Source organism: Halomonas sp. FeN2, from assembly GCF_020595105.1.
In the GTDB taxonomy this organism is placed as follows: Bacteria; Pseudomonadota; Gammaproteobacteria; order Pseudomonadales; family Halomonadaceae; genus Vreelandella; species Vreelandella neptunia.
Map to the genome: position 1 here is coordinate 1,257,955 of NZ_CP074200.1, position 19,225 is coordinate 1,277,179.

Here is a 19,225-nt window from a genome sequence, read left to right on the forward strand (position 1 = left end):
CTATTTTTAGGAGGCAGACCCTATGTCCCGTGTCCATCAATCTTCAGGATACGTTTTCCCGATGCCTGGCCGCGCGTTGGTTAACGCCTGGCGTGAAGGGTATACGCTGGCCAAATTCAAGCGGGATGTAATGGCGGGGCTGACGATTGGTGTGGTGGCGGTACCGCTTTCCATGGCGCTGGCCATCGCTACTGGCGTGCCACCTCAGCACGGGCTATACACTGCCATCGTGGCAGGCGCGGTGATCGCCTTAACCGGCGGTTCGCGGTTTAATATCTCCGGCCCCACCGCCGCATTTGTGGTGATTCTGTTTCCCATCGTGGCCAACCACGGCCTGGGTGGGCTGCTGATTGCCACGCTCATGGCGGGCGCTATTTTAGTCGCGCTGGGGCTTTCGCGGCTGGGAAGCCTGATTCAGTACGTGCCCTACCCGGTCATTCTCGGCTTTACGGCGGGCATTGGCGTGGTGATTGCGCTGTTGCAACTACCTGACTTTCTCGGTTTATCCGGGGTCGAGCTTGGCGACAGCACCCTGCAGAACCTAATGCTGATTGGCCAGGCGCTACCCACACTTTCACCAGCAGAGATCAGTGTTGGGCTTATCACCCTGGCGACGCTGTTAATCTGGCCCCGCCTGAATACGCCTGTACCTGCCCCGCTGGTAGGTTTGGCGGTGGGCACGGTAGCGGCTGCGCTATTGCTGATGGGTGGTGTTGAAGTCGATACCATCGCTTCACGGTTTAGCTGGGAGTTCGAAGGTGAGAGCGGCAGTGGAATCCCCCCCTTTGCGCCTAGCTTCACCGCGCCGTGGCATTTTCCCGGCGCAGATGGCACCCCACTTGAGATCAACTTTGCACTGATTCAGGCGCTGCTTGGCCCGGCATTGGCGATTGCACTGCTGGCGGCCATTGAGTCACTGCTGTGTGCCGTGGTGGCAGATGGCTTAACTCGTACCCGCCATGATCCCAATGCAGAGCTAATTGGCCAGGGGCTGGGCAATATGGTGGTGCCCTTCTTCGGCGGCATTACCGCCACAGCGGCCCTTGCCCGCACCGCGACCAATATCAAAAGCGGTGCCTTTTCACCTGTCGCTGCGGTGGTGCATTCCGTAGTGGTACTACTTGCCGTGGTTGTGCTCGCGGGAGTACTGGGATATGTACCCATGGCCGCTCTGGCCGCCCTACTGTTTATCATTGCCTGGAACATGAGCGAGGCGCGCCACTTTGTGCATACGCTAAAAAGCGCCCCCGCCAGCGATGTATCAGTGCTGGTGATCTGCTTTGCGCTAACAGTGATTTTTGACATGGTGATTGCGGTGGCCGTGGGTATTGGCCTAGCCGCCGCGCTGTTTATACGTCGTATGGCACAGTTGACTCATACCCAACGCTTGGCCGCACCCGATACCGGCGAAAGCTTCCCGCCGGAAGTGGCGCTGTATAAAATCAGTGGCCCGCTGTTTTTTGGCGCCGCAGAAAAGGCCATTGCCACACTCAGAATGATTGATCACAGCGTACGGATAGTTGTGCTGGATATGCGCGATGTGCCCAGCCTGGATACCACCGCCATGGTGGCGTTGGATACGCTGCGCCGCGAGCTGGGCGAGCATAACGTAGGGGTGATGTTTGTAGGATTACCGCCTCGCATGGCACTGAAAATCAAACGCGCGGGCATTAAGCGCGAAGCAGGTAAATTAGCTGTCACCAGCAACCTTGCCCACGCCGAGCGTATGGCACGCCGTTGGCTGAGCTGATGGAAAGCGGAAAGGATTAAATAGCGACTGTTCAGTGACAAGTTCGAGATTAAAAAGGGGGAGTCTTCTCCCCCTGGTGCAACATCCACTGGCTGGCTGTTAGCTCGCCATGTCCAACACGATGCGGCCTTCGATCTTGCCGTCGATCATGCGCTGGAAGACATCGTTGATATTATCCAGCGTATCGGTTGCGACCGTGGCCTTAACCTTGCCTTCGGCAGCGAAATCCAACGCTTCCTGCAGGTCACTGCGCGTGCCAACGATAGAGCCACGTATGGTAATGCCATTGAGCACTGTGCTAAAGATTGGCAGCGGGAAGTCTCCCGGTGGTAGGCCATTAAGCACCAGTGTGCCGCCGCGGCGTAGCATATTCTGCGCTTGATCAAACGCCTTCGGCGACACCGCTGTCACCAAGGCCCCGTGAGCACCACCAATGGTTTTCTTCAGGTACGCCGCTGGGTCGGTTTTCATAGCGTTGACGGTTACCGTGGCACCCAAGCGCTCGGCCAAGGCTAGCTTGCCGTCATCAATGTCCACTGCAGCAACGTTCAGGCCCATGGCTTTAGCGTACTGCACCGCCATATGGCCCAGGCCACCAATACCCGAAATCACCACCCACTGACCGGGGCGGGTATCGGTCATCTTTAGGCCCTTATAAACCGTTACGCCGGCACACAGCACCGGGGCGATTTCGATAAAATCAACGGCATCTGGCAAGCGTCCTACATAGCCTGCATCCGCTAAGGTGTAGTCCGCGAACCCGCCGTTAACACTGTAGCCGGTATTCTGCTGGGACTCGCACAGCGTCTCCCAACCGCCTAAACAGTGCTCGCAATAGCCGCAGGCCGAGTAGAGCCAGGGCACACCGATACGATCACCCTCTTTGACATGGGTCACGCCTTCACCCACCGCCACGATATGCCCAACGCCTTCGTGCCCTGGAATAAACGGTGGCGAGGGTTTTACCGGCCAATCGCCATGGGCAGCGTGTAAATCAGTATGGCAAACCCCAGAGGCGGCCACTTTCATCAACACTTCGCCCTGCTTAGGGCGAGGTACGTCGACTTCTTCTATAACCAACGGCTGGCCAAACTCACGAACGACCGCCGCGCGCATTGTGCTATCCATGATGCAACTCCTAATAGTTTTCGATACGGCCATTTAAAAACGGCTCTTATCGGTAGAGTCAGCGTCAGGGGGACTGACAATCCCGCCCGGCTGATGCCGGGCGGTGTGGCTAGCTATACATAGAAAAACGGGGCAGCTTAGAAGAAGCCCAGCGGGTTGATGTCGTAGCTGACCAGCAGGTTTTTGGTTTGCTGATAGTGTTCGAGGGCGACTTTGTGAGTTTCCCGGCCAACGCCAGATTTCTTGTAACCACCAAAGGCTGCATGGGCGGGATACTGGTGGTAACAGTTGGTCCAAACGCGCCCGGCTTGGATGCCACGGCCCATGCGGAAGGCGACGTTGATATCACGGCTCCACACGCCTGCGCCCAGGCCGAACTCGGTGTCGTTGGCAATCGCCAGGGCTTCCTCTTCATCCTTGAAGGTAGTGACTGCCACGACCGGGCCAAAGATTTCTTCCTGGAAGACACGCATCTGGTTGTTACCCTTCAGCAGCGTGGGCTGAATGTAGTAACCATCGTTGATGCTGTCGTCCATGGTCTCTTTATTGCCGCCGGTGAGGAACTCCGCACCTTCATCCCGGGCGATATCCATGTACGACATGATCTTATCGAACTGCTCTTGGGAAGCCTGGGCACCCACCTGAACATCGGTATCCAGGGGGTTACCGCGCTTGATGGTTTGGGTGCGCTCGATCACCTTGGCCATGAATTGGTCGTACATGCTCTCCTGGATCAGCGCGCGAGAGGGGCAAGTACACACTTCGCCCTGGTTAAAGAACGCCAGCACTAAGCCTTCGACCGCTTTATCAATAAAGGTCGGTTCGGCGTTCATGATGTCGGCGAAGTAGATATTGGGGGACTTGCCGCCTAGCTCTACGGTGGATGGGATAATATTTTCCGCCGCGCACTTCAGAATATGCGAGCCCACGGGGGTAGAGCCGGTAAAGGCGATTTTGGCGATGCGCTTGCTGCTCGCCAACGCTTGTCCTGCCTCGGCACCAAAGCCGTTGACGATATTGAGCACGCCAGGTGGCAGCAGATCACCAATCACTTCCATCACTTTCAAAATCGACGCAGGGGTTTGTTCCGCTGGCTTCAAGACCACGCAGTTACCCGCCGCCAGTGCAGGCGCCAGCTTCCAGGCGGCCATAAGGATCGGGAAGTTCCAGGGAATAATTTGCCCCACCACGCCCAATGGCTCATGGAAGTGGTAGGAGACGGTGTTAGCATCGATATCCGCCGCGGTGCCCTCTTGCGAACGCAAGCAGCCCGCAAAGTAGCGGAAATGGTCAACGGCTAGTGGAATATCGGCGTTCAGGGTTTCACGTACGGCTTTGCCGTTATCCCAGGTTTCAGCCACCGCGAGGGCTTCAAGGTTTTGCTCAATGCGGTCAGCAATTTTCAGCAGAATATTGCTACGCTCTTGAACGGAGGTTTTCCCCCAGGCAGGTGCCGCTTTGTGGGCCGCGTCCAGCGCTTTATCGATATCTTCTGCCGTTGAGCGAGGGATTTCACAGAAGACGTGACCATTCACGGGACTAATATTATCGAAGTATTGGCCTTTCACCGGGGCAACAAACTCGCCGCCGATATAGTTGCCGTAACGTTTTTCAAATGACACCACAGAACCGGTATCACCAGGGTTGGCGTAGATCATTGTATTGCTCCTGCGTATTATGATTATTAAAGGTGCATGGACAGTGTTGTTCACTAAAGCAAATGGCGATATAGCCCGATGGCAGGATTAGCCCTCATCCCTTGGTAGGAGACGCCATGTATTCCCTGTTGGTGGCGGATGACCATCCGCTTTTCCGCGATGCGCTACAAACCGTGATTAGCGGGGGCTTGGCAGGTAGCCAGCTATTGGAAGCGGAGAGCCTCGCTGATGCGATAGCGCTGATTGAAGCGAACGTTGAGTTAGATCTACTGCTGCTGGATTTAAGCCTACCGGATGCGGAGGGGCTAGAGGGACTAACACGGCTGCGCGAGGAATTTCCCTCGCTGCCGGTGGCCATTGTATCTGCGCATCAAGAGCGCCAACTAGTGCTTGATGCCATTACCCTGGGCGCGGTGGGCTATATTCCTAAGTCCACGCCCCGGGAAACGCTGCTGGCCGCGTTAACGCAGATTCTTGAAGGCCAGCTCTACCTACCGCCCGACGTCATGCGTCGCCCCGCACCACGCGCCTCTTCGCCCCCCTCCGCCATTAATGCTTCTTCGAACAGCGAGCGTTTAGCACGCTTAACCGATAAGCAGTTAGAGGTGTTGGCTTGCATGACGACAGGCATGTCGAACAAGCATATCGCCCGGGAGTTGTTGATTGCCGAAACCACCGTTAAGACCCATGTCTCGGCAATTCTGCGCAAGTTAAATGCCACGAGCCGGGTTCACGCCATTGTTATCGCAGGTGAGGAGGATCTAAGCTTTCACCGGGCCAATCGCACTCGCTAAGCGACATCCGTTAGGCCTTATTGAGTAGTGTGCCCAGCAGCATGCGCAACCGCAGGGGCTTTAGGGGTTTGAGCAAGCAGTGCATGTCTGCTTCGCGGGTTGCGCGCTTAATCTCCGCCTCGTGATTGGCAGTAATCACTACCGCTGCCAGGCCTGGATAACGGCGCTGCAGTCGCGCGGCCAACTCAATACCGGTTTCGCGGTGATCGCCCAAATGGTAATCCACCAGTAGCACTGCTGGGCGTTCACCGTCGCTAGCGGCCTCCAACGCGCTCGCAGTGGCGGCGGCGCGTACCCGACACCCCCAACTGCCCAGCAGTGCCTGCATGCCTTCTATAATTGCCAGGTCATCATCAATCACCCAAATGACACAGCCGCTTAACGGATTCTCTGTATCATCAAGCAATGGCGTGTTGTGAGTGCTTTGCCCTGCGGGGGTCGCCGCGGTTGCGTAGGGCACGGTGATCGAAAATAGCGCGCCCGCGCCAGGGCGAGAGGCGAGCGAAATCGGCTGCTCCAGCATGGCGCTGATACGGTCGACGATGGCCAGTCCCAGCCCCAAGCCGCGGCTATGAGCACCGTTGGGCTGGTTAGCGCGGCGAAATTCGAGAAAGATTGCTTCCCGCTGCTGCTCGGGAATCCCAGGGCCAGTATCGCCCACCGTGATTTCCAACCCATGCCGCCGCCGCCGACACCCCAGCAGCACGCGACCCTGCTCGGTGTAGCGCACCGCATTGCTTAAGAAGTTGCGGATCACTCGTGCAAGCAACGCCAGATCCGATTCGACCACCGCACTGGAAGGCACGTAGTGCAGTGCCAACCCACGCACCCCGGCCACTTGGCGATACTCCTCGGCTAGCGCATCTAATAGGGTGCTCACCGCGAAGGGCGCTTTATCGGCATGAAGTACGCCAGCATCCAAGCGCGAGATATCCACCAGCGTGCCTATCAAGCCTTCTACATCCTTCAGCGAGCGACCAATATGGCCGACCAGAGCCTGTGAGGCGTCAGGAAGCGAGTGGGTTTCTAACGCGCTGGCAAACAGCCGAGCGGCGTTGAGTGGCTGCAGAAGGTCGTGGCTGACCGCCGCCAGGAATTTCGTTTTGGATAGGTTCGCGGCTTCCGCTTCGGCTTTCGCGGCCAGTAGGCGTGTATTGACTTGGCTTAGCTCATCTAAGGTGCGGTGCAGCGCGTCGGTCCGCTCACGTACCTGTTCGGCAAGTAACACCGAGCGCTCGAACGCGGCATAGGGCGCGGGGTCGGCACCGCTTTCCGTTTCCACCCGTTCCATCAGCGCTTGGCACACTTTACGGAGGCGGCGGTTATCTTCCCGCAGCGCTGCGGCATCTGCCGTGTCAGTGTTTATGGTTAGCTGGAAGAGATCCAAACGCCACCCCCGTAAACGTTTGATTCACATGCATGCCGTGATGCTGTTCGCCATAGGTATTGAACCCCACCACGCCTGCTAGGCGCAGCAGTTGTGACGCCTGATCCAGTTGCTTCAGTGCTTCGAGCTCCATCCTGCGCAGAAAGCAGTCGCAGCCAATAATCATACTCGGCGTCCCAAGCCTTGCACTAACTCCCGCAAGCATCACTTTCAAGTCATCCAGTAGCGGTGTTGGCTGCATGGCAGTTAATACAATGCCGTTTTCCACTGCGCAGTAAAAGCTCAAACTACCGTCGTTATTGACACCCTGGATTGAGCGCACATAGTGCTGCCCGCCGATGCGTACCGCCAATGGGTGGTGGGCGAAAACGGCGGCACTCAGCCGCTCTGGAGTCACACCGACTAACTCAGCATACACCTGGGCGGCAGGCAAACCATTGAGCTCTATCACTCGCCGCTGCTCACGGTCAGCCTCGGTGACTACAAGCTTATGAGCCAATGGAATCAAATGGTGGGTCGAAAACACTTCAAAGGGTAGTCGCGTGTTAATCATCACGACTACCGCCGCTCGGGTATGAAAACGTCCTGCGGTATACACATGGGTATGGCTAAGGTGATTATCGTCGCCTGCTGAACCACCAAAACTGGGGATACGCCCTAGCGCGGCATCCAAAGTGGCGAGCACTTGCTCTTCACGGCTGGATAAGCCATCCAATAAGGTCAAAGCAAAGCTGTGCTCGTTGATCGGTGCGATGGCTTGTTGGCGACAACGCTCCAATAGCGTATCGACCAGCGGCTGAGCGTCGGCCAACTCAAAATGGTTAAGGTCGTCGATCAGGGCCGTTTCAATGGCAAACAAACGGCGATCAAACCCTATCGCCACGATAGAACCGCGATCATAGCCTTCAGGGGTTATTTCCCCAGCGGTGGTACAGCCACTTAGCGGCGTGGTGGGGAAGCTACTTTCCAATGCATCCGCCAGGGCGTCTAAATCATACTCCGCGCTGCAGAAGAACAGTACAAACCCCAAGTGTTCGTGGCGCAAGGCGCCTGCTAGCTCCTCAGCAGCCCGGCAAGGATTGGTCTGCTCACTGGCCGCTGTGGTAACACCTTGTTTAACTTGATAAGTGGTCACGGCTCCACCTCTCCAGCGCGGAATGCGTATGCGCCGCTGCAAGCCTTAACGTGCTGAACGCTTCATCAAGCTGCTCTGATGTGGCCCGCTGGGTTTTGGCTAATAGCTCAAGCTGCTTTGCCAGCTCGGCAAGCTGGTCGGCCCCCATACTCAATGACTCGCCACGCAACTGGTGGGCGAGCCGAGCGATCTGCTGCTCCTGTTCTGACGTTAATGGAGTTGCAGCCAAGCAAGAAGCCAGTTGAGCGGAGTAATCACTGACTTGCTGGTGGTAAAGCATGATTAGCTGAATCATGCTCGCTTCGCCTAGCGTTGTCTTCAACATGCGAAGAGTGTCGCCATTTAGCAACGACTGCTCTCCGGTTAGCGTCGGAGATACCGTTAACGCCTTTAAAGATGCCTCCGGGGTCGCAAAAAGCTGCAACGCCAGTACATTACTTAATGCCGAGAGCGACAGTGGCTTGGTGATGTAATCATCCATACCCGCAGCCAAGCAGCGTTTACGGTCATCTTCGGCGCCACCGGCCGTCATAGCGACGATCGGCACACTGGCTAACCACCCACCTTGTTCACGCAAACGCCTAGTCACAGTTAACCCATCCATATCAGGCAATTGGATGTCCATAAAGATCAGATGCACCTGCTGCGTCTGGGCCATGGCCAAGGCATCATGACCACTCTCGGCCCAGATTATATCGCAACCCAAGCGTGCCAATAGGCCCATCGCGACTTTGCGGTTTACGGCGTTATCCTCTACTAGCAATAGCGTGGTGCCGGTAAAATCCCGTTTGGGCGCTGGGGGCAGCGATGTGGTGATAGGGTCAGCGGTGATCAAGGGTAACTCGCACCAGAAGGTGCTACCTTGACCTAACTGACTTTTTACCCCTAAACGCCCTTGCATGGCTTCGCTTAACCGCTTGCAAATTGCTAGTCCTAGCCCCGTGCCGCCAAACCGACGTGCCACTGATTCATCAGCCTGCTGAAAAGGCTCAAAAAGGCGTTGCTGTTGCTCTTCGCTTAGACCACACCCCGTGTCGCTAATCTCAAACAGTAAGTGCTCCACGGTGGAGGAGACTTGTATGCTGACTTCGCCTTGATCGGTGAACTTGATCGCATTAGCAATAAGATTAAGCAAAATTTGCCGCAATCGACCTGCATCGACCAGCACCCACGCGGGTACCAGCGCATCTACATTAACCTTCAGCGCTAATCCTTTCATTTTGGCTCGGGGCGCAAATAGAACCACCACACTATCGACCAGCGGCTTGAGTTCCGTGGGCGATGTTTCAAGGGTTAAGTGCCCTGCTTCGATTTTTGAGAAATCGAGGATCTCATTGATCATGGCCAACAATTGATTGGCGCTATCGTGAATCGTATTGGCGTAATCTTCTACTTGCGCCGGGCTCGCTGATTCACGCAGTAGCTCACTCATGCCGATAACGCCGTTCAGCGGCGTGCGAATTTCATGGCTGACCATCGCTAAAAAGTCTGACTTGGCTTGATTCGCCGCCTGAGCCTGTTTGGCGGTGACTTCCAACTGTCGGCCAAGCTTCTCCTGATTCCGCCTTATCGCCGTGCTCTCGCGCATTTCACGCACCAAAAAGACAATCACCAGAAAGGCGGCTAAGCTCATGCCAATAATCAGACCCATGAGTAGCTTATAAAGCAGACTGAGTTGAGCACGCTCTTCAGTAGCAGACTCTGCTAAATATCCGTTAATCGCGATAACCAAACGTTCTGTTAGCCGTGTTAGTTCCTGTAGTTCATCTTCTAGCGCAGCTACAGGTAATTGATCAAGCACGCCAAAGGGTTCAAACATGATGTCTAGCACATCAAGCTGCTGCTGAATTTGGCCTAATAGCTCACGGGCAGCATCAATCTGTTGCATGAGGTTGCTGACTTCGCCGTCGTTAAGCAGCGTTATACGGCTATAGAGCAACTCAAAGCGAAGATTTAGCTCATCGTGGGCCTGCGGTGATAACGGCTTCCGAGTCACTGCCAACAAATGGTTGAGTAGCTGTACCGCATCTCGATCCAGTTTATAGACAACCCAAGCGGTGTCTTCCCGCAAGCTTTGAGTGAGATTTTCCTGCCGCCAAGCAGCTAGGGTGGCAACGACCAGTGCCGCAGCGAACAGTAACACCGCAACAATCGCAACGAGCTTAAAACGACGAGGATAACGTAGTAGGCTTGAGGCCTGTGCATTAGAAGCGCTAGAGAACATTAATATGCATAACCTGCCATACCGCTCTAAAGCGTATTTGTTCGCTTAATAGCGTTTCATCTTGATCGAAGGGATAAAGCACCCATAAAGGGCCATATTCGCGAATGGGTATCGCCTCACCATCCTTTGCTATAGCTAAGATAACATCATAATCATTAAAATCACTGACCGGAATTTCGGCTTCATAGCCGTTCAGCGCGGAAACGTGAACCACCTCACACTCTGGGCTTAATAACGCCAGCAAATCACGCATTAAAGGGCCACTGTAGTAGCTACTGCCCTCTGTCCAAGGCGTGCTGGTCTCAAACTCGTGCTGTGGCAAAGCCGCTAACATGGCCCGGTCAAACTGAGCCTCACTCCCAACGTTCGTATGGTCAATATTACCGCTGACCGTCAAAATAACGGGCCCGTCAGGCACGTCTAGCTTACCAGTTGATTCCGCAAGCCCCGCCAGGGGAGTGCTGAACATCAGCACGACCCACCCCATTAACAACGCTTTCACAGTAAACACCTCACACAGGATCGCTCGCAGGCTACCTCACCCAGGAACAACGAAAGAAGATAGCGTAAAGATTACGCCATCTCCTTGATTAGGTCAGGGCAAATACTGTTTTTTTCGTCACTGAAGCGTTATTAAGTGTTTACCGTTGAGTTACGATTTAATCTTCTCAAAGGGTTCAAAGCGCACTAACTCTTCATAAGCGTGCCAGCTGGCGTGGCCTAATACTGGCAAGATCAGCGCCAAACCAATATAGAACGTCATCACCCCCACCAACACACACAGGGTAAGAATCACCGCCCATAACAGCATCACACGAAAATTACGCGCGACACAGCGTACGCTCGCTTCTATACCTTCCATAAAGGTTAGATCTTGATCCATCAGGGTGGGAATCGCTACAACGCTGATGGCGAAGGCGCCAAAAGCTAAAATCCCGCCGGCGACTGTACCCACTGCCAACATACCCAAGCCTTCTGAGGTGGTTAGCAGCGCCGTATAGAGCGAAGCGGGGCTAGGCACTTCAAAACCGAAAAAGAGCGCGAACAGCAGCGTAGCCAAACGAATCCAGGCAAGGAAGAAAATCATCATCATGACGCCCATCATCGCCAACTGACCGGCATGGGGCTTCCAACTGCCAAACGCATCGCCTAGATTAGGCACCTGCCCTCGCTCTAATGCCCGGCTGATCCCATAAGAACCAACGGCTACCAATGGGCCAATAAACATAAACCCGGCAATCATCGGCAGTAGCCAGTACCAATACCCCAGCGTGAACGCACCTAGGGTAATAGCAATACTCAACCCCACCCAAAACATGCCATAAGAGAGGCTCACTACCGTCGCCCGGCGAAAATCCTCTACGCCAGCCGCCAACCACGCCCTTGGCCGATCCAATCCGACCTTATTGATACTAATTTTAACGCTGGGCTGATCCGCATGGTGATTTGTTTTTGTTGTAGCCGCATTCATGGCATCACTCCTGTTGTTCCTGATATAGACCCTGGATTCAGGATTTACCTCTAACGCATCAACGCTTGTGCTCGCCGATGGTATTAATACCAAGTTAATGGCTTAACATTATTTATTAATACACTCTTAATGTAGCTGACCAAAGCTCCTGTAGGGTGGCACTTTGATATACGCGTACAAAAAATCCACGAAACAGCTGAAAAGCGCCAATTAAATTGCTGCGTTAGCAAAAACAGATGTAGTCAAAAAGCGCTATAAATAGCCATAAAAAAACTCCGAGCAGCTGCTGCCCGGAGTTTTTAGTTTTTCTTACGTGACGCTTTGACTATTTAGCGCACAATCATTACCGACATCTTGGCATGGTGCACCACGTGCTCGGCGTTGGGGCCGAGAACATAATCGACAAACTTCCGCTTATTGTGGGAGGCCATGACGATTAGGTCGACGTCCAATTTCTTACCAGCCTTGATGATGGCCTCCCATGGGGAGCCATCCACAATGACACTTTGCACCTGAATATCGTCAGGCACATTCGTCTTAATGAACTCATGAAGCGCATCGCTGATCGCCACATGTGCTTTTTTAGCGAAGTCCTTGGGAAAGTAGGAGCCCACCATGGGCATACGATAGTCCGGCAGCACCGTGAGTACATGAAGCGAGGCGCCGAAAGTGCGACATAGCGTCAGGGCTGTGGGCAGCGCCTTTGACCAGGAAGACTCCTCGTTAAGATCCACAGGTAACATAATCTTGCTGTACATGGCACTCTCCTTCATGCAGTGGCAGCAGCTTGCGTGTTATCACGACGCCGACGCTGCATCAATACAATCAGCCCAAAGACCAAGAAGGCAGGGATCCACATTAGCTCCTTAGTCCAACGGTCGACGGGGGCCAGAACCTCGATAATTTCTTGATCGAAATCGAAACCGAGCTCTGCCGCTTGGCTACCGTAGGTCACCATATCAACGGTGGCCTTGCCATCCTCAATAAAGAGCTCCATGCCCAGGTTATCGAGACGCTCCTGCCCTGTTTCGCCTTCCGGTACCGGTAGCGTCATGTAAGTGGTCATGGGATCGCCATAATCATCAAGACCCGCAATTTGCAAACGCAAAGTAGAGTCTTCGTCCACATCACCTAGCGCTTCGACGAATTGTGCGGGCGGGATGGATTCATAGGGGTCATGAATCATATCCATCCAGAAACCGGGCCGGAACAGCGTGAACGCAATCAGTAGCAGCACGATAGACTCATACCAGCGGTTGCGCGTAATCATAAAGCCCTGGGTCGCGGCGGCGAAAATCAGCATGGCGATGGTCGACACCACAAAGATCAGCACCCCCTGAAGGAAGGTCACATCGATAAGTAGCAGATCGGTATTAAAGATAAACAGAAACGGCAGCGCCGCGGTACGAAGGCTGTAATAGAACGCCTGGAAACCGGTTCGAATGGGATCACCACCGGAGACTGCCGCCGCCGCAAAGGAGGCCAGCCCCACCGGCGGGGTAACGTCGGCCATGATGCCGAAGTAGAATACGAATAGGTGCACCGCAATCAATGGTACCAGTAAGCCATTTTCAGCGCCCAGGTTGACGATGACCGGCGCCAATAGTGCCGATACGACGATGTAGTTTGCTGTCGTAGGCAGCCCCATACCGAGGATCAAGCTAAGCACTGCGGTAAGCAGTAAGATGAGCATCAGGTTGCCCATGGCCAGTGTTTCCACCACCTCGGCCAGCACTAGCCCTACCCCGGTCTGGGAGACGGCACCGACGATGATACCGGCGGTAGCTGTAGCAATGCCGATGCCAATCATGTTGCGGGCACCGGTGACCAGGCCATTCCAAAGATCCATCACGCCTTCCTGAAGATCAGCCCTCATATCGCTGCGTCCGCGAAAGATTGACGTGATGGGTCGCTGGGTAAGAATGATAAAGATCATGAAAACAGTGGCCCAGAAAGCTGACAGCCCCGGCGACAAACGCTCCACCATTAGACACCAGACCAGCACAATGACCGGCAGGATATATTGCAAACCTACCAGCACCGTCGGCTTAGTTTGCGGCAGGGAATAGATCGGCTCATTAGGGTCATCAAGTTCGAGCTCGGGGTAACCGGCTGCCAACTTGAGCAGGGCAATATAAATGACCGTAAGTCCAACAGCTACCACCCAGGGGGTTGCATCCCCCAGTACCGGCTTGAGCCAGCCAAGTCCGTAATAAACAGCCAGGGCGGTGACCATCATCAGTAGCAAACCACCGAGAAAGCCGATCACTTTATTGACCAGTGGCTTAGGTGGGTTACTGCTTTGCAGCCCCTGCATATTGGCCTTGAGGGCCTCAAGGTGAACGATGTAGACCAACGCAATATAGGAGATCAGCGCGGGCAGGAAGGCATGCTTAATCACCTCAACATAAGAGATACCCACATACTCGACCATCAAGAAAGCGGCCGCCCCCATAACCGGAGGCATAATCTGACCATTGACCGATGATGCCACTTCGACAGCACCCGCCTTTTCCGCGGAAAACCCAACGCGTTTCATCATCGGCACCGTAAAAGTACCGGTGGTTACCACATTGGCAATCGAGGAGCCGGAAATCAGACCGGTCATGGCCGAGGCCACCACAGCAGCTTTTGCCGGCCCACCGCGATAGTGACCCAGTAACGAGAACGCCACCTTGATAAAGTAATTGCCAGCGCCAGCCTTATCGAGCAGGGCACCGAACAACACAAACAGGAACACGAAGCTGGTTGATACCCCCAGGGCGATACCGAAGACCCCCTGAGTCGTCAACCACTGGTGGTTAATCAAGCCAAAAAGGCTCACTCCACCATGGGAAAGAATACCCGGCATCCAAGGGCCAGCCAGGCTATAGAGAAGAAAAACCGAGGCCACAATCATTAACGGTGGGCCAAGCGCTCGACGCGTCGCCTCCAGCAGCAGCAGTATCCCGGCTATACCAATAATAACGTCCTGGAGTATCGGCGCGCCGGGGCGCTGGGATAACTGCTCGTAAAACATAAACATGTAAGCGCCACAAAACGCTGCCGCTGCTGCAAGCACCCAATCCTGAATCGGAACACGGTCGCGCGGAGAGCGCTTAAGTGCTGGGTAGGCCATATACGCCAGAAAAAGCGCGAAGGCCAAGTGAATAGAACGGGCTTCAGTGGCACTAAATACGCCAAACCCAAGAACGAAGGGTATTGGCGATGCTATCCACAATTGAAAAAGAGACCACACTGCCGCAATGCTTACCAAAAGCTTACCAGGCATGCCGGCTGGCTTGCGGGCTCCAGTGTCGCTGGAGGCGACCATATCCTCCAAGTCTACTCCATCTCCCGAAGGCCTGTTCTTATCGTCTGTCATCTGCCTGCCCCGCTCCGAGTCGATTGACGCATCATTGCCATATCGAAATGCCCTATCAACATTCTAAACGCCCTATCAACATTCTAAACCAAAATGCGCGGCACCCTTGGGTAACCGCGCATTTCTTACTAAGGCATTAATACCTTAGACCTTGGATTACTCAATCCAGCCTTGTTCACGGTAATAACGCGCTGCCCCATCGTGCAACGGTGCGGAAAGACCTTGAGTCACCATCTCTTCCGGCACAAGATTCTCGAAGGCAGGATGTAAACGCTTGAAACGATCGAAGTTGTCAAAAACCGCCTTAACGGTCTGATAGATCACTTCGTCGTCAGCCTCAGCGGTGGTGACAAAGGTCGCTGCCACGCCGAAGGTTTCGACATCTTCATCATTGCCGCGATACAGACCACCCGGAATGACCGATGCGGAGTAGTAAGGATATTCATCGACGATGCCTTGAATGTCTTCGTCGTTCAACGGAATCAGACGAGCTTCAACGGTGGTGGTCGCTTCCTGAATGGAGCCATTGGGATGACCTACCACGTATACCATGGCATCGACGTTATTATCAGCGAGTGCCGCCGCCTGCTCGGCAGCATCAAGCTGAGATGCCAGAGAGAAGGTATCTTCAGTCCAGCCCTTGGCGTCCATCACCACTTCCATGGTGTTGCGCTGGCCAGAACCCGGATTACCAATATTGACGCGCTTGCCTTCCAAATCATCAAGCGTCTCGATGCCAGAGTCAGCCCGCGCAAGCAGCGTCAACGGCTCACCGTGGACACGGAATACCGCACGCAGCTCTTCGTAGGGCTCGCCTTCAAAATTGCCAGTACCATTGTAGGCTTGATACTGAACATCGGATTGAGCAACACCCATGTCCAGCTCACCAGACTTAATGCCATTGATATTGGCAACAGAGCCGCCGGTAGAAGGAGCATTACACTTAATATCGCTGTCTTCGAGACGATTTACCAAACGGCAGATCGACTGACCCACGACGTAGTAAACGCCGGTTTGGCCACCGGTGCCGATGGTGATGAATTGCTCGTCATCCTGTGCCATTGCTGGTGAGGCGAAGGCAGCGGCGGCAAGTAGCGCACCGGAGAAGGCAGTAGTGGAAAATACATGGCGTTTCATGAACACACCTCTTTGTATTGATGTTATGAGCGTATTTGATGTTACGAGCATCGCGCGCTTTGGTCTCACCTGATGAACCGTTCCCTCAGGTACCCTTGACCCAAAACGTTTTTAAGACATTCTATTTTCAAGACAAACGGTTACAGGCGAGCCATGGCTGCCTGCTAACACTACTTTAGCGAAAAAAACCTAATTAGCGAAATGTAATACGCTAAATAATGAATTTCGCAGTCGTCTAATACTCAGTGTAGCGGTCTTCATCGTTTAGGGAGCGTTAACTGCTATACCGCTTTTGCATAGGGTAAGCAAAAGGGTAAGCAAAATTAATCAACGTTATAGCCCAAAACGCGCGGCAGCCACAGCGCGATAGCGGGGAAGATTGCCACCAGCGCTAGCGCACAGCCCATTGCAACGACAAATAACAGCGCCCATCCGATGGTCTGCTCTAAACGAATTTTGGCCACTTCGGTGGTCACCATCAAATTCACCGCCACCGGCGGGGTAAATTGGCCAATGGCAATATTCATCGCCAATAGAATCCCAAACCACACCGGGTTCCACTCAAAATGCTGCATTACGGGGATCAAAATCGGCATCATGATCAGATAAATAGAGATCGCATCCAACAGCATCCCCGCGACCAGCACCGCCAGCATTACCAGGATTAGCAGCAGCACGCCGTTACCTGTCAGGCTAATGATCCACTCAGCCAAGTGGCGGAAGGTGCCCAGCATGGTGCCGGCCCAGGCAAAAATCCCCGCCAGAGCGATAATCAGCATGACTACGCCGGAAATAATCGCCGCCTCACCCAATAGCTCCCATAAATCGCGCAGCGACAGCTCGCGGGTTAGAAAAAGACCGACAATCGCACCATAGGCAACGGCTACCACGGCCGCCTCGGTGGGTGTAAACAGCCCTGAACGCAAACCACCCAAAATCAGCACCGGTGCAAACAGCGCCGGTATCGCCTGTTTAAAAGTGGAGCGCACACTTAGCCTTTCAGCCCCCTCTTTAGGTGTGCCGCCCTCCCAACCGTAGCGTTTGGAAACGAGCATAGCGGGCACCAGTAGCGCCAGCCCGGCCAGAATACCGGGAAACAACCCCGCTGCGAAAAGTGCGCGTAAATCGACGCCCGGCACCACAATCGAGTAGAGAATCAGTGCCACCGAAGGGGGAATGAGAATGGCGGTAGATGCCGATGCGGCAATCAGCGTGGCGGAAAACGGCTTGGGGTAGCCCGCTTTAGTCATACTCGGCAGCATCACCATCGCAACCGCCGCCGCATCAGCAGGGCCTGAGCCGCTCATACCGCCCATGATCATACACACCAGCACCGCCACCAACGCCAGACCACCGTGGCGCGGGCCAATCAGCGCCTGGGCAAAACGCACTAACCGCAGCGCCACTCCAGAGCGCTCAAAAATAAGCCCGGTTAAGATAAACAGCGGAATCGCAATCAAGGGGTACTTGGCAATACTGTTGTAGGTATTGGTACCCATCGTTGCGAGCATGTCCGGTGACAAACCCAGCACGATGCCAACGGCCCCGGAGAGCGCCAGTGAAAACGCTACCGGCACCCCCGCTATCAGCAGTCCCGCAAACGCCAGAATCATCCACACATCAGGGCTCATCGGTGAGCCTCCCCGTTAAACGATCCGCGGTTTGCTGGCATAAGCGCCACACCATGGCTGCAGAAAGCACGGGCAGCCAGACTAAATACCACCACTGAGGCAAGCCAAGCCCAGGTGACAGCGACTCCCACTGATACTCTTGCCAAGCCATCTTGCCGCCGTACCAGGTGATCAAACCCAGCACGGTGAAACCACAAAGCGCTTGAAATAAAATCAGCGCGCGGCGGTACTTGGGCGGCAATGCCCGTTCCAAAAAGCCAATACGAATATGGCGGTTACGCCGCAGCGCCACCGAGGCACCCGCAAAGGTCAGCACCACCAACAAAAACACAGAAAACTCTTCGGTAAATGAAAAAGAGCCGCCGGTTAAGTAGCGAGTAATCACATTACCAAGACTAATCAAAGAGATAATGATTAATGCCAGCGCGCCCAGCCAGCGCTCAGGGCGCGCATCAGGAAAGCCTTTCATGGCAGCCTCACAGCAAAAAACTCCCAGCTTTAAAGGCCGGGAGTTTGAACATCAAAGGTAGTTAGCGCGCGTCGATAGCGGCTTGTGCGGCGTCTACCACTTCTTCGCCAATCCGCGGCGCCCATTTTTCATAAACAGACTGGGTGGCATCGACAAACGCCTGATACTGCTCATCGGAAAGCTCGGTTACTGTGACACCGCGCTCTTTAATCGCCGCAAGACGCTCGCCCTCCTCTTCACGAGTCATGGCGATTTCCCACTCACCGGCTTCTACCGCGGTTTCGCGCAGCAGGGTTTGATGCTCTTCGCTCAATGTTTGCCATACCTGCTGATTGACCGCAAAAATCAGCGGGTCATTCATGTAGTTCCAAAGCGTTAAATGCTCCTGGCCAACTTGATCAATGCGCGCCACATCAAACACCGAAAGCGGATTTTCCTGGCCATCTACTGCGCCGGTGGTCAGCGCGGGCTGAGCGTCCGTCCAGCTCATTTGGGTGGGGTCGGCGCCGAGAGCCGAGAAGGTATCCTGGAACAGCGGAGAGCCAACAACGCGGATTTTCAGGCCGTCCAAGTCATCTGGCTGGCTAATCGGCCCGCGAGAATTGGAAACCTGGCGGAAACCGTTTTCACCCCAGGCTAACGGGATAACGCCACGAGATTCAATTGCTTCAAAAACCAACTCTCCCGCTTCACCACCGGTAACCGCATCAACGGCGGCTTCATCAGGAATGAAGAACGGTAAAGAGAACAAATTAAGTTCTGGCACCTGGGGCGACCAGTTGATGGTCGAACCCACCGCGGCGTCGATCAGACCGGAGCGCATAGCAGAAAATTCACGGGTTTGGTCACCGGAAACCAATTGAGAGTTGGGGTAAACGCGCAGCGTTAACTCACCGTCGCTACGCTCCTCAACGAGTTCGGCCCACTTCTCCGCCGCCTGACCCCAGGGGAAAGCGTCAGACAAAACCGTAGAAACCGAGAGTTCGCGTGCTTGTGCAGAAAGTGAGGCGGTTAGCAGGGCCGCACCGGCCAAGCCAGCGGTTAAACGAGCCATTGAGCGTGTCAGCGTCATGGTAG

Annotated in this window: 15 protein-coding genes; 2 read left to right on the forward strand and 13 right to left on the reverse strand. The window is 54.6% G+C overall.

Annotated elements, in window-relative coordinates; translation table 11 throughout:
• Nucleotides 1-22: 22 nt before the first annotated feature.
• Entirely contained in the window at nucleotides 23-1,750 is a 1,728-nt protein-coding gene (gene dauA, locus KF947_RS05895; protein ID WP_133729814.1) for a C4-dicarboxylic acid transporter DauA, read from the forward strand.
• A 99-nt stretch (nucleotides 1,751-1,849) separates the two neighbouring features.
• Here dauA and adhP read toward each other — a convergent pair whose 3' ends face one another.
• The gene (adhP, locus tag KF947_RS05900) at nucleotides 1,850-2,878 is read right to left on the reverse strand and encodes an alcohol dehydrogenase AdhP (protein WP_041158852.1); all 1,029 of its coding nucleotides are present in this window, start codon (nucleotides 2,876-2,878) and stop codon (nucleotides 1,850-1,852) included.
• Between the two features lie 137 nt (nucleotides 2,879-3,015).
• Nucleotides 3,016-4,536, reverse strand: a complete 1,521-nt coding sequence (locus KF947_RS05905; protein WP_133729813.1) for an aldehyde dehydrogenase family protein — start codon at nucleotides 4,534-4,536, stop codon at nucleotides 3,016-3,018.
• Nucleotides 4,537-4,652: 116 nt separating this feature from the next.
• Between KF947_RS05905 and KF947_RS05910 the strand changes: the two genes are divergently transcribed.
• Entirely contained in the window at nucleotides 4,653-5,330 is a 678-nt protein-coding gene (locus KF947_RS05910; RefSeq protein ID WP_133729812.1) for a response regulator, read from the forward strand.
• 10 nt (nucleotides 5,331-5,340) lie between these two features.
• Here KF947_RS05910 and KF947_RS05915 read toward each other — a convergent pair whose 3' ends face one another.
• The 11 genes from KF947_RS05915 to KF947_RS05965 form a co-directional block, all read right to left on the reverse strand.
• Nucleotides 5,341-6,717: a hybrid sensor histidine kinase/response regulator gene (locus KF947_RS05915; RefSeq protein ID WP_227405723.1), complete on the reverse strand. Its 1,377-nt coding sequence runs from the start codon at nucleotides 6,715-6,717 to the stop codon at nucleotides 5,341-5,343.
• Entirely contained in the window at nucleotides 6,686-7,852 is a 1,167-nt protein-coding gene (gene nosP, locus KF947_RS05920; protein ID WP_133729810.1) for a nitric oxide-sensing protein NosP, read from the reverse strand. The genes KF947_RS05915 and nosP overlap by 32 nt, the downstream gene beginning before the upstream one ends.
• Nucleotides 7,833-10,076 carry an ATP-binding protein gene (locus tag KF947_RS05925; RefSeq protein WP_227405724.1) on the reverse strand — a complete coding sequence of 748 codons (2,244 nt, stop codon included), beginning with the start codon at nucleotides 10,074-10,076 and terminating at the stop codon, nucleotides 7,833-7,835. Before KF947_RS05925 ends, nosP begins: the two co-directional genes overlap by 20 nt.
• On the reverse strand, nucleotides 10,066-10,563 hold the full coding sequence (locus KF947_RS05930; RefSeq protein ID WP_133730214.1) for a molybdopterin-dependent oxidoreductase: 498 nt from the start codon (nucleotides 10,561-10,563) through the stop codon (nucleotides 10,066-10,068). Before KF947_RS05930 ends, KF947_RS05925 begins: the two co-directional genes overlap by 11 nt.
• Nucleotides 10,564-10,728: 165 nt before the next feature.
• Entirely contained in the window at nucleotides 10,729-11,547 is an 819-nt protein-coding gene (locus tag KF947_RS05935; RefSeq protein WP_227405725.1) for a DUF2189 domain-containing protein, read from the reverse strand.
• A 329-nt stretch (nucleotides 11,548-11,876) separates the two neighbouring features.
• The gene (locus KF947_RS05940; RefSeq protein WP_133729807.1) at nucleotides 11,877-12,305 is read right to left on the reverse strand and encodes a universal stress protein; all 429 of its coding nucleotides are present in this window, start codon (nucleotides 12,303-12,305) and stop codon (nucleotides 11,877-11,879) included.
• Between the two features lie 11 nt (nucleotides 12,306-12,316).
• On the reverse strand, nucleotides 12,317-14,911 hold the full coding sequence (locus KF947_RS05945; protein WP_227405726.1) for a TRAP transporter permease: 2,595 nt from the start codon (nucleotides 14,909-14,911) through the stop codon (nucleotides 12,317-12,319).
• A gap of 156 nt (nucleotides 14,912-15,067) precedes the next feature.
• On the reverse strand, nucleotides 15,068-16,048 hold the full coding sequence (locus KF947_RS05950) for a TAXI family TRAP transporter solute-binding subunit (RefSeq protein ID WP_227405727.1): 981 nt from the start codon (nucleotides 16,046-16,048) through the stop codon (nucleotides 15,068-15,070).
• A 323-nt stretch (nucleotides 16,049-16,371) separates the two neighbouring features.
• Nucleotides 16,372-17,679 (reverse strand): TRAP transporter large permease, encoded by a 1,308-nt coding sequence (locus KF947_RS05955; protein WP_133729805.1) that lies wholly within the window; start codon nucleotides 17,677-17,679, stop codon nucleotides 16,372-16,374.
• Nucleotides 17,669-18,148, reverse strand: a complete 480-nt coding sequence (locus KF947_RS05960) for a TRAP transporter small permease (protein ID WP_133729804.1) — start codon at nucleotides 18,146-18,148, stop codon at nucleotides 17,669-17,671. The genes KF947_RS05955 and KF947_RS05960 overlap by 11 nt, the downstream gene beginning before the upstream one ends.
• A 61-nt stretch (nucleotides 18,149-18,209) precedes the next feature.
• The gene (locus KF947_RS05965; protein WP_133729803.1) at nucleotides 18,210-19,220 is read right to left on the reverse strand and encodes a DctP family TRAP transporter solute-binding subunit; all 1,011 of its coding nucleotides are present in this window, start codon (nucleotides 19,218-19,220) and stop codon (nucleotides 18,210-18,212) included.
• Nucleotides 19,221-19,225 lie beyond the last annotated feature (5 nt).

What these genes read in the sequence shown, in the direction of transcription:
- KF947_RS05965 (WP_133729803.1), bottom strand. Translation starts at nt 19,220, where the DNA reads ATGACGCTGACACGCTCAATGGCTCGTTTAACCGCTGGCTTGGCCGGT.
- KF947_RS05905 (WP_133729813.1), bottom strand. Translation starts at nt 4,536, where the DNA reads ATGATCTACGCCAACCCTGGTGATACCGGTTCTGTGGTGTCATTTGAA.
- KF947_RS05940 (WP_133729807.1), bottom strand. Translation starts at nt 12,305, where the DNA reads ATGTACAGCAAGATTATGTTACCTGTGGATCTTAACGAGGAGTCTTCC.
- KF947_RS05925 (WP_227405724.1), bottom strand. Translation starts at nt 10,076, where the DNA reads ATGTTCTCTAGCGCTTCTAATGCACAGGCCTCAAGCCTACTACGTTAT.
- KF947_RS05960 (WP_133729804.1), bottom strand. Translation starts at nt 18,148, where the DNA reads ATGAAAGGCTTTCCTGATGCGCGCCCTGAGCGCTGGCTGGGCGCGCTG.
- KF947_RS05955 (WP_133729805.1), bottom strand. Translation starts at nt 17,679, where the DNA reads ATGAGCCCTGATGTGTGGATGATTCTGGCGTTTGCGGGACTGCTGATA.
- adhP (WP_041158852.1), bottom strand. Translation starts at nt 2,878, where the DNA reads ATGGATAGCACAATGCGCGCGGCGGTCGTTCGTGAGTTTGGCCAGCCG.
- KF947_RS05910 (WP_133729812.1), top strand. Translation starts at nt 4,653, where the DNA reads ATGTATTCCCTGTTGGTGGCGGATGACCATCCGCTTTTCCGCGATGCG.
- KF947_RS05945 (WP_227405726.1), bottom strand. Translation starts at nt 14,911, where the DNA reads ATGACAGACGATAAGAACAGGCCTTCGGGAGATGGAGTAGACTTGGAG.
- KF947_RS05950 (WP_227405727.1), bottom strand. Translation starts at nt 16,048, where the DNA reads ATGAAACGCCATGTATTTTCCACTACTGCCTTCTCCGGTGCGCTACTT.
- KF947_RS05930 (WP_133730214.1), bottom strand. Translation starts at nt 10,563, where the DNA reads ATGGGGTGGGTCGTGCTGATGTTCAGCACTCCCCTGGCGGGGCTTGCG.
- dauA (WP_133729814.1), top strand. Translation starts at nt 23, where the DNA reads ATGTCCCGTGTCCATCAATCTTCAGGATACGTTTTCCCGATGCCTGGC.
- KF947_RS05935 (WP_227405725.1), bottom strand. Translation starts at nt 11,547, where the DNA reads ATGAATGCGGCTACAACAAAAACAAATCACCATGCGGATCAGCCCAGC.